12 protein-coding genes and 1 tRNA gene are annotated in these 13,201 nt (G+C 71.7%); 8 read left to right on the top strand and 5 right to left on the bottom strand.

Going from position 1 to position 13,201, the window contains the following annotated elements; translation table 11 throughout:
• The 3 genes from GXW71_RS09800 to GXW71_RS09790 form a co-directional block, all read left to right on the top strand.
• On the top strand, positions 1-197 hold a 197-nt coding region (locus tag GXW71_RS09800), incomplete at its 5' end, for a flagellar FliJ family protein (protein WP_211852311.1).
• On the top strand, positions 194-532 hold the full coding sequence (locus GXW71_RS09795) for a hypothetical protein (protein WP_211852310.1): 339 nt from the start codon (positions 194-196) through the stop codon (positions 530-532). The genes GXW71_RS09800 and GXW71_RS09795, both read left to right, overlap by 4 nt.
• Positions 533-599: 67 nt before the next feature.
• On the top strand, positions 600-1,589 hold the full coding sequence (locus tag GXW71_RS09790) for a Bug family tripartite tricarboxylate transporter substrate binding protein (RefSeq protein ID WP_211852309.1): 990 nt from the start codon (positions 600-602) through the stop codon (positions 1,587-1,589).
• Between the two features lie 3 nt (positions 1,590-1,592).
• Here GXW71_RS09790 and GXW71_RS09785 read toward each other — a convergent pair whose 3' ends face one another.
• On the bottom strand, positions 1,593-2,282 hold the full coding sequence (locus GXW71_RS09785; protein ID WP_246526422.1) for a response regulator transcription factor: 690 nt from the start codon (positions 2,280-2,282) through the stop codon (positions 1,593-1,595).
• Positions 2,283-2,502: 220 nt separating this feature from the next.
• Between GXW71_RS09785 and GXW71_RS09780 the strand changes: the two genes are divergently transcribed.
• The 4 genes from GXW71_RS09780 to GXW71_RS09765 all read left to right on the top strand — a co-directional run bounded on the left by GXW71_RS09780 (position 2,503) and on the right by GXW71_RS09765 (position 6,284).
• Positions 2,503-4,227, top strand: coding sequence for a tetratricopeptide repeat protein (locus GXW71_RS09780; RefSeq protein WP_211852307.1), 1,725 nt, complete (start codon positions 2,503-2,505; stop codon positions 4,225-4,227).
• Positions 4,227-5,087 (top strand): 4-(cytidine 5'-diphospho)-2-C-methyl-D-erythritol kinase, encoded by an 861-nt coding sequence (locus tag GXW71_RS09775; RefSeq protein WP_211852306.1) that lies wholly within the window; start codon positions 4,227-4,229, stop codon positions 5,085-5,087. The genes GXW71_RS09780 and GXW71_RS09775 overlap by 1 nt, the downstream gene beginning before the upstream one ends.
• An 11-nt stretch (positions 5,088-5,098) precedes the next feature.
• A tRNA-Gln gene (locus GXW71_RS09770) sits at positions 5,099-5,173 on the top strand.
• A gap of 148 nt (positions 5,174-5,321) precedes the next feature.
• Positions 5,322-6,284: a Bug family tripartite tricarboxylate transporter substrate binding protein gene (locus GXW71_RS09765; protein ID WP_211852305.1), complete on the top strand. Its 963-nt coding sequence runs from the start codon at positions 5,322-5,324 to the stop codon at positions 6,282-6,284.
• 12 nt (positions 6,285-6,296) lie between these two features.
• Here GXW71_RS09765 and GXW71_RS09760 read toward each other — a convergent pair whose 3' ends face one another.
• Together GXW71_RS09760 and GXW71_RS09755 are read right to left on the bottom strand one after the other, a co-directional pair.
• Positions 6,297-7,670, bottom strand: a complete 1,374-nt coding sequence (locus GXW71_RS09760; protein WP_211852304.1) for an amidase — start codon at positions 7,668-7,670, stop codon at positions 6,297-6,299.
• Positions 7,671-7,687: 17 nt separating this feature from the next.
• The gene (locus GXW71_RS09755; protein WP_211852303.1) at positions 7,688-9,292 is read right to left on the bottom strand and encodes an ABC transporter substrate-binding protein; all 1,605 of its coding nucleotides are present in this window, start codon (positions 9,290-9,292) and stop codon (positions 7,688-7,690) included.
• A 127-nt stretch (positions 9,293-9,419) separates the two neighbouring features.
• On the opposite strand from GXW71_RS09755, the gene GXW71_RS09750 reads away from it, so the two are divergent.
• Positions 9,420-10,310, top strand: a complete 891-nt coding sequence (locus GXW71_RS09750) for a Bug family tripartite tricarboxylate transporter substrate binding protein (RefSeq protein WP_211852302.1) — start codon at positions 9,420-9,422, stop codon at positions 10,308-10,310.
• Between the two features lie 149 nt (positions 10,311-10,459).
• On the opposite strand, the gene GXW71_RS09745 is transcribed toward GXW71_RS09750, so the two are convergent.
• On the bottom strand, positions 10,460-11,416 hold the full coding sequence (locus GXW71_RS09745; protein WP_211852301.1) for a tripartite tricarboxylate transporter substrate-binding protein: 957 nt from the start codon (positions 11,414-11,416) through the stop codon (positions 10,460-10,462).
• A 20-nt stretch (positions 11,417-11,436) separates the two neighbouring features.
• Positions 11,437-13,200, bottom strand: coding sequence for a thiamine pyrophosphate-requiring protein (locus GXW71_RS09740; protein ID WP_211852300.1), 1,764 nt, complete (start codon positions 13,198-13,200; stop codon positions 11,437-11,439).
• Between the last annotated feature and the right edge of the window lies 1 nt (position 13,201).

Here is a 13,201-nt window from a genome sequence, read left to right as displayed (position 1 = left end):
GGGACCGCGCCACCGTGCGCGCCCAGCATGCGGCCGCCGCCCGCGAGGTCGCGCAAACGGCGCTGGCCGAGGCGCGGCGGCGGGAGCGCGTGTTGGAGCTGCTCTCGGAGCGTCGTGCCACCGAGGCGGCGCGGCGCGCTGCGCGCCGCGCGCAGGCGGTGATGGATGACCGCGCTCAACGGCGGTACCCGCCGTGACTGTCGATGCCATGATCGCCGCCGGTGAGGCACTGGCCGACGCGATGATCGCCGAGACGGCCGCATTGGACGTCCCCGGCTTCCCGGGGATCGCGGCGCATACCGCCGCCAAGCTGGCGGCACTCGAGGATTTCGAGCGGGTCTTCGTGGCGCCGCTGCCCGATGATCCGCGCCTGCCGCCGCTGCTGGAGGAACTTCGCGGGCTGGCGGATATCAACCGGGACGCGCTGGCCGGCGCGATCGCGATGCAGGATGCGGTGCTGGCGGCCGTTCGAGAGGCTTTGCTGCAGGCCGATCCGAACCCGGGGCCACGCGCGCTGTCGATGGAAGCCTGATTCCGGCGTCTTGCCTGCTGACCACGGGCCCACGACACTCCGCGCCAAGAAATCCCGGAGGAATGTCATGATCCGTCTCCTCGCCGGCGGCGTCGCGCGCCGCGCGCTGCTCGCCGCCCCGGCCCTCCCCTTGCTGCCGCGCAGCGCCACGGCCCAGGGCTTCCCGAACCGCGCCGTCACCATCATCGTGCCGAACCCGCCAGGCGGTGGCTCCGACTTCGCGGCGCGGCTGTTCACGGAAGGGCTGTCCCAGGCGCTCGGCCAGCCGGTGGTGATCGACAATCGCCCCGGCGCCAACGGCAATATCGGCATCCAGCAGGCAGTGCGGGCGGCGCCGGACGGGCACACGCTGCTGATGCAGTATTCCGGCTATCACGCCGGCAATCCGGCGATGATGCGCAACCTCACCTGGGACCCGATCCGGGACCTGGCACCGGTCGCGATGGCGACTATGGCGCCGCATGTGATCCTGGGCGCACCGAACCTGCCGGCCAATACCCTGCAGGAGCTGATCGCCTATGCGCGCGCCAATCCGGGCAAGCTGAACTTCGCCTCCTCCGGCAACGGCTCCATCCAGCATATCGCCGGCGAGGTCTTCTCGCGGGCGATCGGCGCGCCGATGGTGCACGTGCCCTATCGCGGCGCGGCGCCGGCCTTGCAGGACGTGGCGGGCGGCCGGGTCGAGATCTTCATCACCACGCCCTCCTCCGCCATCGCGCTGGTCCAGGCCGGCCGGGTGAAGGCGATCGCGATGGCCAGCGCGCAGCGCAGCAGCGGCCTGCCGGAGGTGCCGACCACGGCGGAAGCCGGGCTGCCGGGCTTCACCATGGACGCCTGGTTCGCCTTCTTCGCCCCCGCGGGCGTGCCGCGCCCGATCCTGGAGCGGCTGAATGCCGAGTTGCGCCGCTTGGCGGAGAATCCGGCGATCCGCCAGCGGGCGGAGGAAGGCGGCACGCGCCTCGCCGCCATGACGATCGAGGAGCTGGATGCATTGGCGAAGCGCGAGATCGAAACGCTCGGCGCGGTCATCCGCGGCGCCAACATCACGCTGGAATAGGGATCAGGCGGCGAGCACCGGCCGGCCGCCGGCAGGGCGCCGCGCAGCGGGCGGGGGCGCGGGGTCGCGCAGCATATAGCCCTGGCCCCGGACCGTGCCGATCAGGTCGCCGGCGCCGGCCTGGCCGAGCTTCCTGCGCAGCTTGCAGATGAAGACGTCGATGATCTTCGCCTCCGGCCCGTCGGGACCACCATAAAGGTGGTCGAGGAAGGCCGCCTTGGTCAGCACCGTATCCTTGCGCCGCACCAGCAGCTCCAGGACGTCGTATTCCTTGCCGGTGAGGCGCAGGGGACGGCCCCTGACGGTCGCCACCCGGCCCGTCGGGTCCAGCGTCAATTGGCCGGCGGTGAGCGAGGGCTCGGGGACAGCCGCGGCAGGGCGGGCCACTGCCTGAATGCCGGTGGCGTCGGCGCCGAATCCCAGCGCGCGGATCTTCTCCGCCGGCAGGCTGTGGCCGGGCAGCATCATGACCGGCACCTGCGTGCCCGCGGCGCGCAACCGGCGAAGCACCTCGTGGCCTTCCATGTCGGGCGGCGCGAGGTCGAGCAACACGAGATCGTAGTCGTGGAGCCCGGCCAGCTCGCAGGCGGCGGCGCCGGTGCCGACGATGTCCACCGTCGCGGAGACGTGCCGCAGCATGTGTGACATTTCGAGCGCGTCGAAGGGATCGTCTTCAACCAGAAGAATGCGCAATGGCTTTGCTCCGCAGCATTCGGGAGAATTATATAAATTTAGAGAAATCGCTAGCGGAAAGATCGAAAGAAATGTATTAAATATCGACTCTGGTATCATAAATTAAACTATGGGATCGAATCTGCCCCGTCGCCGGGCCGCTCCGCCGTGGCCGGCCGCGCCCTCGCCGGCCTCGGGAACCACCTCGCCTTGCCGACGGCGAGTCAGTAGCATCCTCCGCATGTTCGGCACTCCCCCTCCGCGTCGGTTCCCCATGCTGGCGCTGGCACTTCTGGCCGCCTGCGCTGCCGGCAGCTCCCCCGATGCCGCGAGCAACGGCAATGACGGCATCGCCGTGCCCGACGCCGCGCCCGCCCGGCCAAGCTCCTACGGGTCCTACCTGGCCGGCCGGCTGGCGATCTCGGAGAGCGACACCCGATACGCGGCAGACAGCCTGCTCACCGCCCTGCGGCTCGAGCCGGAGGAACCGGAGGTCCTGCAGCGCGCCTTCATCGCGACGGTGCTTGACGGCCGCCCCGATGCGGTGCGGCTGGCCCGGCGCCTGCCGGACAACCCGATCGCCCAGCTCCTCATCGCCGGCGCCGACGCGCAGGCGGGCCGCTGGGAACGGGCCGAGCAGCGCTACCGCGCCCTGCCGCGCCAGGGCGTTGCCCAATTGCTGCAGCCGCTGCTGATCGCCTGGGCGCAGCAGGGACGGGGCCAGACCGATGCCGCGCTCGCGACCCTGCGGCCGCTGCTGGAGCCTGGGCGCCTGGCCGGCCTCTATGCCCTGCACGCGGCGCTGATCGCGGATGTCGCGTCCCGCCCGCGGGAGGCTGAACGCTTCATCCGTCTGGCGCTGTCGGCGACCGACCAGCCGACGGTGCGCCTGATCCAGATCGCGGCCGGCGTGCTGGCCCGGGCCGGGCGAGAGGCGGATGCGCAGCGCCTGCTCGACGACAATCTGCGGACCCAGGACGACCTCGCTCTGGTCGCCGGGGAGGAGGGGCGGCGCCGGCTGCTCACCACCCAGCCGGTCAGCGCCGCCGTCGAGGGCATCGCGGAAGCGCAGCTCGCATTGGCGGCCGCGCTGCGCGGCCAGGCGGCCCCCGAATTCTCACTGCTGCTCACCCGCCTGGCGATACGCCTGCGGCCGGGTTTCGCGCCCGCCATGCTGCTCGCCGCCGATGCCCTGGCGCAGGAGGATCAGCACGCCGCCGCCCTCCGGCTCCTCGACGAGGTGCCGGAGGGCGATCCGCTGGCGCCTGCCGCCGCCTTGCGCCGGGCCGCCGTGCTCGAACGCCTGGGCCGGGCCGAAGACGCCGCGGCGGCGCTCCGCCGCCTGGCCGAGGTCCGGCCCGCCGCCTGGCAGCCCTTGGCGCGGCTTGGCGACCTCGAACGCACCCGCAGCCGCTGGGCGGAATCGGTCGAGGCCTATGACGGCGCCATCAGCCGGCTGACCCAGGTCGGCGCGCAGGACTGGCCGCTGTTCTATGCCCGCGGCATCGCCCAGGAACGGGCCGGCCGCTGGCCGCGCGCCGAGGCCGATTTCCGCCGCGCGCTCGAGCTCTCGCCCGAGCAGCCCTATGTGCTGAATTACCTGGGTTATACCTGGGTGGAGCAAGGCCAGAACCTGGCCGAGGCCCGCTCGATGCTGGAACGGGCGGTCGCCGCGCGCCCGACCGACGGCAACATCGCCGACAGCCTGGGCTGGGCGCTGTTCAAGCTGAACGACATGGCGGGCGCGGTGCGCTGGCTGGAACGGGCGGTGGAGCTGGAGCCGCGCAGCAGCGTCATCAACGACCATCTCGGCGATGCCTATTTCGTCGCCGGACGGCGCCATGAGGCGGAGTTCCAGTGGCGCCGCGCCCTCTCGCTCGGGCCCGAAGCCGGCGAGGGGCCGCGGATCGAGGCGAAGCTGCGCGACGGGCTGCCGGCTGACGCGGCGCCGCAGCCACGGAATTGATGCCCGAATCCGCACCGGCGAAGCTCAACCTCTTCCTGCAGGTCACCGGTCGCCGCCCCGACGGCTACCACCTGCTCGACAGCCTGGTGGTCTTCGCCGATATCGGCGATGCGCTCGATGCCGCCCCGGCGGAAGCGCTGAGTCTGACATTGGATGGCCCGGAAGCCGGGGCACTGGCCGCCGAGCCGGACAATCTGGCGCTGCGCGCGGCGCGCGCGCTGGCCGATGCCGCCGACGTGGCGCCGCAGGCGGCGCTGCGCCTGACCAAGCGGCTGCCGGTCGCCTCCGGCATCGGCGGCGGCAGCGCGGATGCGGCGGCGGCGCTCCGCGTGTTGGCGCGGCTATGGAACCTGCGCCTGCCGGCGGACCGCATGAGGGAGATCGCGCTGTCGCTCGGCGCCGACGTGCCGGTCTGCCTCGCCTCCGTGCCGCACCGGATGCGCGGCGTGGGGGAGGTGCTGTCCGCCGCCCCCGCCTTGCCGGCATTCGGGCTAGTGCTGGCCAATCCGCGCGTCGCCCTGTCGACGCCGTCGGTGTTCCGGGCGCTTGCCGGGCGCTACTCCGGCGCGGCTGCGCTGCCGGCCGGCTGGGATGATGCCCACGCTATGGCGGCGGACCTGGCGCGGCTCGCCAATGATCTCGAAGCGCCGGCTATCGCCATCTGCCCCGCGGTCGCGGAGGTGCTCGCCGCGTTGCGCGCGCTGCCCGGCGCGCTGCTGGCGAGAATGAGCGGGTCCGGCGCCACCTGTTTCGCGATCATGCCGGATGCGGAAAGCGCGGCGCGTGCCGCAGCGTCTCTGCCGGCGGCGTGGTGGCGCTGGGGTGGGGGGCTTGCCCGGCCTGCCCCCGCCCCCTTATGAGGGCGCACGGCTGGGGCGTCGCCAAGTGGTAAGGCAGCGGTTTTTGGTACCGCCATTCCCAGGTTCGAATCCTGGCGCCCCAACCAGCCGGTTTCGCGGACCGCTTCCTTCAGCGTTGTGATCGTCCGCGCGGCATCACGCGGACACCGCGTGGGCCCCTCGGGCCGAAGCCACCGGGTCAACCATACGGCATAGGGATTGCTTACGTCGGCGCGTCGCCCGACGGAGATCACGATGCGCCGCCGTTCCCTCCTGGCCCTGCCCGGCCTGCTGGCTACACCCGCCTTGGCCCAGGGTGCCGCCTGGAGGCCTTCGGCCCCGGTCCGCTACGTCGTGCCCTTCCCGCCGGGATCGAGCTTCGATCTGGTGGGCCGCATGGTGGCGGAGGGCGCGGCCCCGTTGCTCGGCCAGACCGTGGTGGTGGAGAACCGGCCGGGTGCCGGCACGCTGGTGGCGGTGCAGACAGTGAAGGCCATGCCGCCGGACGGCCATGCCGTCCTCATGGTGGCCAACAGCTTCACGGTGAACCAGACGCTGCACCGGCCGAAGCCCTATGACGCGCAGACCGATTTCGATCCGCTCGCGCTGCTGGTCGAAACCCCGCATGTCCTGGTCTGCCACCCTTCGGTCGCTTCGGATTTCACCGGCTTCCTCGCCCGCGCGCGGCAGCCCGGGGCCGGGCTGTCCTTCGGCAGCAACGGCCAGGGCACCAGCCAGCACATGGGGATGGAGCACCTGAAGCTGCTGGCCGGGCTGAACGCGGAGCATGTGCCCTATCGCGGCGTCGCGCCGATGCTGACGGACCTGCTGGCCGGCCGCGTCCACTACACCCTCGGCAACTTGCCGGACGTGCTGCAGCCGATCGCCGACGGCAAGCTGGTCGGGCTCGGCATCGTCGCCGGCGCGCGGCATCGCCTGCTGCCCGACCTCGTCACCTTCGCCGAACTTGGCTACCCGCAGCTCGTCTCCGACACCTGGTACGGGGTGGTGATGCCGGCCGGCGCGCGGCCGGAGGTGAAGGCCGCGCTTTCGGCCGCCTTGCTGGAATCGATCCGCCGGCCCGCGGCCCGCACGCGCCTGGCCGAGATCGGGCTCGACGTGCTGGCCGAGGGCGCCGAGCCGCTGACCGGCCGCATCCGGCGCGACACCGCCACCTATGCCGAGGTGGTCCGCGCGGCGAATCTTACCCCCGGCTGAGACCGCGGCCGCCTATAGCGCCGGCCAGCGATCGGCCCAGGGATGCGCCGCCTCGAACTGGCGCGCCATGGCGATCAGCGTCCAGTCGCCGCCGAAGGGCGCGATGAGCTGGAAGCCGATCGGCAGCCCATTGGGGGCGGGCGCGCAGGGGATGTTGATCCCCGGCAGGCCGCCGGCGTTCACGATGCCGGTGAAGGCGCGGTGATGCGGCGGTCCGAATTGCTCGGCAGGCCAGGGCAGGGACCCGGCGGATGGCGTCATCAACAGGTCCCAGTCGCGGAAGGCGCGGGCGAACTGCGCCTGCACTTCCCGGAAGGCGGCGAGGCCGTCGATGTAATCCGCGGCCGTCAGCGCCGCGCCACGTTCCGCCATCTCCTCGTAGATCTCGCCGATGCGGCCGCGCCAATCCTGCCCACGCAGCAGCCAGGCGAGGCCGCCCGCCGTGAAGGTCGGCCAGTGCTTCTCGAAGAGGTCGAGGTCGACGGGCAGCGGCCCTTCCTCGACGACATGGCCCAGGCCAGCGAGGGCGCGCGCGGCGGCGGCGCAGGATTCCGCCACGACATCGTCGACCGTCCAGGCGCCGAAGCGCGGGATGTAGAGGATGCGCAGCCCGCGCGGCGGCGGCGGTTCCGTCGTGGCGCCGGGGACGCCGACCGACAGCCGGTCCTCCGCCAGCGGCCCTTGAATGATGGCGAGCGTCGCGGCGAGGTCATCGACGCTGCGCGCGATCGGCCCGATGACCTCCGCATCGTCGAGGATCACCGGCAGGCCATTGCGGCGCGCCACGCGACCGGTGGAGGGTTTCAGGCCGACCAGGCCGCAATGGCAGGCCGGCCGCCGGATGGAGCCGCCGCCATCGGTGCCAAGCGTGACCGGCCCCATGCCGGCGGCCACCGCCGCCGCGCCGCCGCCGGTGGAGGCGCCAGGCACCAGCGCCGTGTTCCACGGGTTGCGCGTGGTGCCGAAGGCCTTGGTCGAGACATTGCCACGGCCGAGCGTGAACTCCGACACGTTCGTCTTGCCGAGGATCACGGCCCCGCCCTCGCGCAGCCGTGCCACCGGCGTCTCGTCGGCATCCGGCACATGATCGAGGTAGAGCTCGCTGCCCCAGGCGCAGCGGAGCCCGGCGACCGTGATGTTGTCCTTGATCGAGACGGGCACGCCGTCCATGGGCCCGAGCGGTGCGCCGGCCGCGTGGCGTGCATCGGCCGCGGCCGCCGCGGATCGCGCGCCTGCGGCGTCGAGCGTCGTGAAGGCGTTGATCGCGGTATCAGCGGCTTCGATGCGCGCCAGCACCGCGTCCAGGGCGGCGGTCGGCGTCGTCTCCCGGCGCCGGAAGCGCGCGGCGAGCTCGGTTGCGGACAGGCGCCACAATGCGTCGGGCATCACTCGGGTCTCCGTGGTCAGGGATCGGGCGTGAAGAATTGCGCGAGCGTCCATTCATCCGCCCGAGCAGCATAGGTGAGGCCGCGCCGTGTGGCCCAGATGTTCACCTGGTAGAGGACAGGCACGATGGCGTGGTCACCGATCGCGACCTCGCTCGCCTGTTCGAGCAGTTGGCGACGCTCATCCTCCGCCACCGTGCCGAGGGCGCGACTCAGCAGCGCATCGAGCGCGGCATTCGAATAGCGGCCGCGATTGGCGACCCCCATCCCGGTCTGGCGATCGGGCGTCGCGAGCAGGCCGCGCAAGGGAGACGACACCTCGCCCGTGTTGCTGCCCCATCCCAGCAGCAGGGCGGAGAAGGCGTGGTCCGGCGGACCGCCCCGCGCCAGCAGCAGGTTGAAGGGCATCGCCTCGGCGCGCGCCTCGATGCCGATGCGCGCCAGCATCTGCGCCACCGCCTGCAGGATCCGTTCGTCATTGGGGAAACGGTCGTTCGGGCCATGGAGGGTGAGCTGGAAGCCCTGGGGCCATCCCGCCTCCCGCAGCAGGTGCCGGGCGCCGTCCGGGTCGAAGGGCTCCGGCGCCAGGCGCGGGCTCGCGCCGAAGAAACCCTCGGCCAGCAAGCCGCCGGCGGCGATCGCCTCGTTCTCCATCAGGCGCTCGACGATCAGCGGGCGGTTGATCGCCTTCGATATGGCGAGACGCACCCGGCGGTCGCGCAGCGGGTTCGTCGCCAGCGGCCGGCCGCCGCGCTCGGCCGCGAAGGGCGTCAGGTCGCGGTGGGTGTCGAAGGAGAGGAACATCACGCGGTTCGACACCGCGCGCCACAGCCGGAGGTCCGGCCGCCGCCGTAGGGCGGCGAGCTGGGTCAGCGGCACCGCTTCCACCGCATCCACATCGCCGGCGAGCAGGCTGGCCGCGCGGGTCGAATCATTCGGCACGATGCGCAAGGTCACGCGCGCCCAGGGTGGGCGCCCGTCCCAATAAGCGTCGTTGCGGAGGAGCGTCACGCGCTCGCCGGGCACGAAGCTCTCGAACCGGAAGGGGCCGGACCCGACCATCGCGCTGCCATTGGCGAAGGCCGATGTGGCGGCGCCTTCGAAGCGGCGCGGGATGATGGGAATGACCGAGAGGTCGATCGGCAGCAGCGGCGCCGGGCTGCGCGTGCGGATGCGCAGCGTCAGCGGGTCGATAACCTCCACGGCCGCGATGCTGCGCGTGAACTGGGTGAAGGGGCCGGGGCTGTTGGGGACCGCGGGCACGCGCCGCAGGGTCGCCGCCACATCCTCGGCCTCCAGCGGAGCGCCGTCGTGGAACACCACGCCGCGGCGCAGACGGAACTCCCATTCCGTGTCGGAGACGGGACGCCAGGCTTCCGCCAGGCCGGGGATCAGGCGCTGGCGTTCGTCCTGGTGCACCAGCCGATCGAAGACATGCGCAGCGATCGCATTGTTGGGGACGAGATTGTGGAAATGCGGATCCACCGCCGTCGGCATCGAGGCCAGGGCGATGGTGAGGCTCTGCGCCCGCGCTGCGCTTGCGGTCAGCATGGCCAGGGCCATCAGCATGCCGAGGTACAAGGGGCGCTTGGATGTCTTCGGCCGGTTCGGCAGCGGCGTCATCCTCACGGATGGTGATTGCGGCAAGCGTCTCCCGAAGCGATGGCTTGCGCAACCCATCTCCGCCCATTCACCATGCGGGCCGCGCACGTATTGCCGCTTTGCGCTGCAGCCGGGAAGGATGTTGCCCATGGAAGCTTCGCGCCGCCGCCTGATCGCCGGGGGCGCCGCGATGCTCGCGGCTCGCGCGTCCAGCGTGAAGGCGCAAGGCGCGTCGGGATTCCCCGATCGTCCGGTGCGCATCGTCGTGCCCTTCGCCCCCGGGGGCATCACCGACATCCTGGCGCGCGCGGCGGCGGACCGGCTCTCGCCGCTGCTGGGCCAGCCCGTGGTGGTCGAGAACCGCGCCGGTGCGGGCGGCAATATCGGGTCGGAAGCGGTCGCCAAGGCGCCGGCCGATGGGCATGTGCTGCTCGCTGTCGGGCCGGCGGTGATGGGGATCGCCAAGCCGCTTCATGATCGCTTGAACTACGATCCGGATGCGGACTTCGCGTGTCTTGGCCTGTTCGGCGCGCAGGCGAATGTGATGCTCGTCAGCCCCCGCGCCCTGCCGGAGCCGACGCTTGCGGCCTTCCTGGCGGCGGCACGGGCAAGGCCCGGCGAAGTCGCGTTCGGCTCCTCCGGCAACGGGTCGCTGACGCATCTGACTGCGGAGCTGCTGGCCGCCGATGCCGGGCTGCGGCTGGTGCATGTGCCCTATCGCGGCAGTCCGCCGGCGCTGGCCGACCTGGCCGGTGGGCAGATCAGCATGATGTTCGACGCGATCACCACGGCGCTGCCGCTGCATCAGGGGGGCCAGGCGCGCATCGTCGGCACCGCCACGGCGGCGCGGATTCCGGACCTGCCCGACGTCCCGAGCCTGGTCGAGGCGGGCTTCCCGAGTCTTGATGCCGTGAACTGGTTTGGCCTTTTCGCGCCGGCCGGCGTGCCGGGCCCGGTCCAGGCGCGCCTGCGGGCGGTATTGGCGGAGGTTGTGAGCTCCGATGGCTATCGGACCCTGATGCGCAGCCGCAGCGCGTAGCCGATCGAGCTTGCGGGACGGTCGCTGGAGGAATTCCTGGCGCAGGAGCGGCGGCGCTGGTCGGAGGCCGTGGTACGGAGCGGTGCGCGTGCCGGATAGCAAAGGAGCCGGTCCGGAGCGCGCAAGCGTCACGCGCAGCGTCCCTCGTGTCATTCCTCGATACGGATATTGGCTGCGCGGATGATCGGCTCCCACAGCCTGGCCTCGTCCCGCATGGCGACCGCCAGCGCCTCCGGCGTCGAACCGACCGGCGTGGCACCGAGCTCGGCGAGGCGCGCCGCGACCGCGGGCTCCCGCAACGCGGCGCCGATATCCCGCGCCTGGCGCGCCACGGTGGCGGCCGGCGTGCGCGCTGGGGCGAAAAAGGCGAACCAGGAGCTGAGAGCATAGCCCGGCACCGTGTCCGCGATCGGCGGCACCTCGGGCAGGGTGGGCGCACGGGCCGGCGTGGTCACGCCGAGCGCGCGGATGCCGCCCTGGCGGATCGGCCCGGCCGAGACGGTGAGCGTGTCGAACATCACGTCGAGCCGTCCGCCGATCAGGTCCTGCATGGCGGGACCGGCGCCGCGATAGGGCACATGGGTCATCCGCACGCTGGCCAGATGGGCGAAGAGCTCCCCGGCCAGGTGGATCGACGTGCCGACGCCGGCGGAGCCGTAGTTCAGCCGGCCGGGTGCCGCGCGTGCGCGGGCGAGGACATCCGCGACGCTGCGGTCGGGCGCGCCCGCCGGAACCACCATGACGTTCGGCACCTGGATCGCCATCGCGACCGGCGCGAGATCAGCCATGGGATCGAAGGGCATGCGGGCATAGAGGAGGCGGTTCACCGCGATCGACTGGGAGGTGATGAGCAGCGTGTGCCCGTCCGGCTCGGCGCGCGCGACCTCGGCGCCGGCGATATTGCCGCCGGCGCCGGCGCGGTTCTCCACCACCACCGGCGTGTCCCAGGCAGCGCGCAGGCGATCGGCGAGCAGGCGCGCGACGATATCCGCAGCACCTGCGGGCGGGAAGGCGACGACGATGCGGACCGGCCGCGTCTGCGCGACGGCGGGGGCGGTCAGGGCGGCGGCGCCCAGAAGGGCGGTGCGGCGCGTGATCCTGTTCACTGTCTCCTCCCTATCCGTGGTCAGGCCATCAGGTGGGGCAGCCAGACATCCAGCACCGCGGCGCGTCCTTCGTGTTTCACAGCGTGCATCGCTGCCTCCAGCGCGGCGGGCAGATCACTCGCGCGCTCCACCTTGCGCGCGAAAGCACCGCCGGCCGCGGCGGCGATCGCGGCATGGTCGGGCGGCGGGTCGAAGGCCACGTCGAGATCGTCAGCCGCGGCCGCGTAGCCCTTGTCGTGCACGGCAAGCGTCGAGAAGCGTGGCGCCTTCCAGCCGCGGTTGTTGAACACGATCTGCAGGAAGGGCGTGCTGTAGCGCCGCGCCATCCAGTGCACGGTGGAAGGCTGGCTGAACAGGTAGCAGCCATCGCCGAGCATGGAGATGACGGTCAGCGAGGGATCGGCGAGCTTCGCCCCGATCGCGGCGCCGCCGGCCCAGCCGAGGCTGCCACCACCCGAATTCAGCATCTGCCCCGCGCGCGTCGGCGCAATGTGGTTGCAGATGACGGGGTAGTTGGTGATGCCCTCGTTCAGGATCAGCGTGCGCTCATCCATCAACGCGCGGACCTGCGCCGTCAGGTATTCGGGCGTGATGGAATCCCCTGTGCCGGGCTGCTCCATTCGCACGAGCGCGGCACGGCGCTCGGCATGGCGCGCCGCCCAGAAGGCCCGACGCTCGTCGAGCGGTCCCGAATTCGGCGTGATGCGCTTGAGCCCCGCGTTGAGCTGCGCCAGCGCCGTTTCCGCATGCGCGCGGAAGACGCGGCGTGCCGGGATGGACCAGACCGGCATCTGCTGCTTCAGTGGATCGACGTCCAGATGCCAGATCCGCACGCCCTCCCGCGGCTTCGAGACGGTCGGGATCCAGGGCACGTCGCTGTCGATCACGACGACCAGGTCGGCCTCGGCCAGTACGGGATTCTGCTGCGGCTCGTTCCATTGGCAGCCCTGATGCATCGGGTCGTCATGCGGCAGGTTCACAGCGTTCGGCACGCTGTCCAGCACGCCGATGCCGAGCGCGCCGACCAGGCGACGGAGCTCCTCCACCGCACGGGTGTTGCGGCCGAGATAGGAGGTGACGATCAGCGGGCGGCGTGCCGCCAGCAGATCCGCCAGCAGCGCCTCGACCGCATCCGTCGGCAGGGCCGCGGGTCCGATCGGCACATGATCCGCCGGATCGGTCGCGGCCGGCGGCACCACCTCCTCCATCACCTCCCGCGCGCCCATCAGATAGACCGGGCCCTTGGGGTCGGACTGCGCGAATTGCAGCGCGCGGAACACCATCTGGCGCATGTTGCGGCCGCTGCGGATCTCGGCGTCGTAGCGCATGTAGCCGCGCAGGATGCCGCGCTGGTCGTGCACGTCCTGGATCCACTGGATGAATTCGTTGCGGCTGCCCCGCATCTCCCCGAACTGGGTGAAGGGGCTGGCGCCGGCGAAGATCAGGACGGGCACGCGGCCTTTGTCGACGTTGTGGACGGCGCCGGCCAGGGATTGCGTGCCGCATTCCACATGCACGACCACCGCCTGCGCGCGACCGGACACCTGGGCGTGCCCCTGCGCCGCGGTCAGCGCGACCATCTCGTTCGGGCAGGTGATCACCTTCGGCAGCTTGCGGCCATGGGCGCGCGCCTCGGCCAGCGCCTCGACAAGGCCCGGATGGTCGGAGCCAAAATTGGCGAAGATGTACTCGACGCCCGCATCCTGCAGTGCGTCGAGAAAGGCGCCCGAGGCGGTGTGCCCCGCGCTTATGGGCACGGGGCCCGTCTTGCTGGTGCCGTCCATG

The sequence above is a fragment of the Plastoroseomonas hellenica genome, assembly GCF_018129085.1.
GTDB classification, from domain to species: Bacteria; Pseudomonadota; Alphaproteobacteria; order Acetobacterales; family Acetobacteraceae; genus Plastoroseomonas; species Plastoroseomonas hellenica.
Note: the sequence above shows the minus strand (reverse complement) of the source record. Positions and strands in the feature narration are given on the sequence as shown.

What these genes read in the sequence shown, in the direction of transcription:
- GXW71_RS09780 (WP_211852307.1), top strand. Translation starts at nt 2,503, where the DNA reads ATGTTCGGCACTCCCCCTCCGCGTCGGTTCCCCATGCTGGCGCTGGCA.
- GXW71_RS09790 (WP_211852309.1), top strand. Translation starts at nt 600, where the DNA reads ATGATCCGTCTCCTCGCCGGCGGCGTCGCGCGCCGCGCGCTGCTCGCC.
- GXW71_RS09750 (WP_211852302.1), top strand. Translation starts at nt 9,420, where the DNA reads ATGGAAGCTTCGCGCCGCCGCCTGATCGCCGGGGGCGCCGCGATGCTC.
- GXW71_RS09755 (WP_211852303.1), bottom strand. Translation starts at nt 9,292, where the DNA reads ATGACGCCGCTGCCGAACCGGCCGAAGACATCCAAGCGCCCCTTGTAC.
- GXW71_RS09740 (WP_211852300.1), bottom strand. Translation starts at nt 13,200, where the DNA reads ATGGACGGCACCAGCAAGACGGGCCCCGTGCCCATAAGCGCGGGGCAC.
- GXW71_RS09765 (WP_211852305.1), top strand. Translation starts at nt 5,322, where the DNA reads ATGCGCCGCCGTTCCCTCCTGGCCCTGCCCGGCCTGCTGGCTACACCC.
- GXW71_RS09760 (WP_211852304.1), bottom strand. Translation starts at nt 7,670, where the DNA reads ATGCCCGACGCATTGTGGCGCCTGTCCGCAACCGAGCTCGCCGCGCGC.
- GXW71_RS09775 (WP_211852306.1), top strand. Translation starts at nt 4,227, where the DNA reads ATGCCCGAATCCGCACCGGCGAAGCTCAACCTCTTCCTGCAGGTCACC.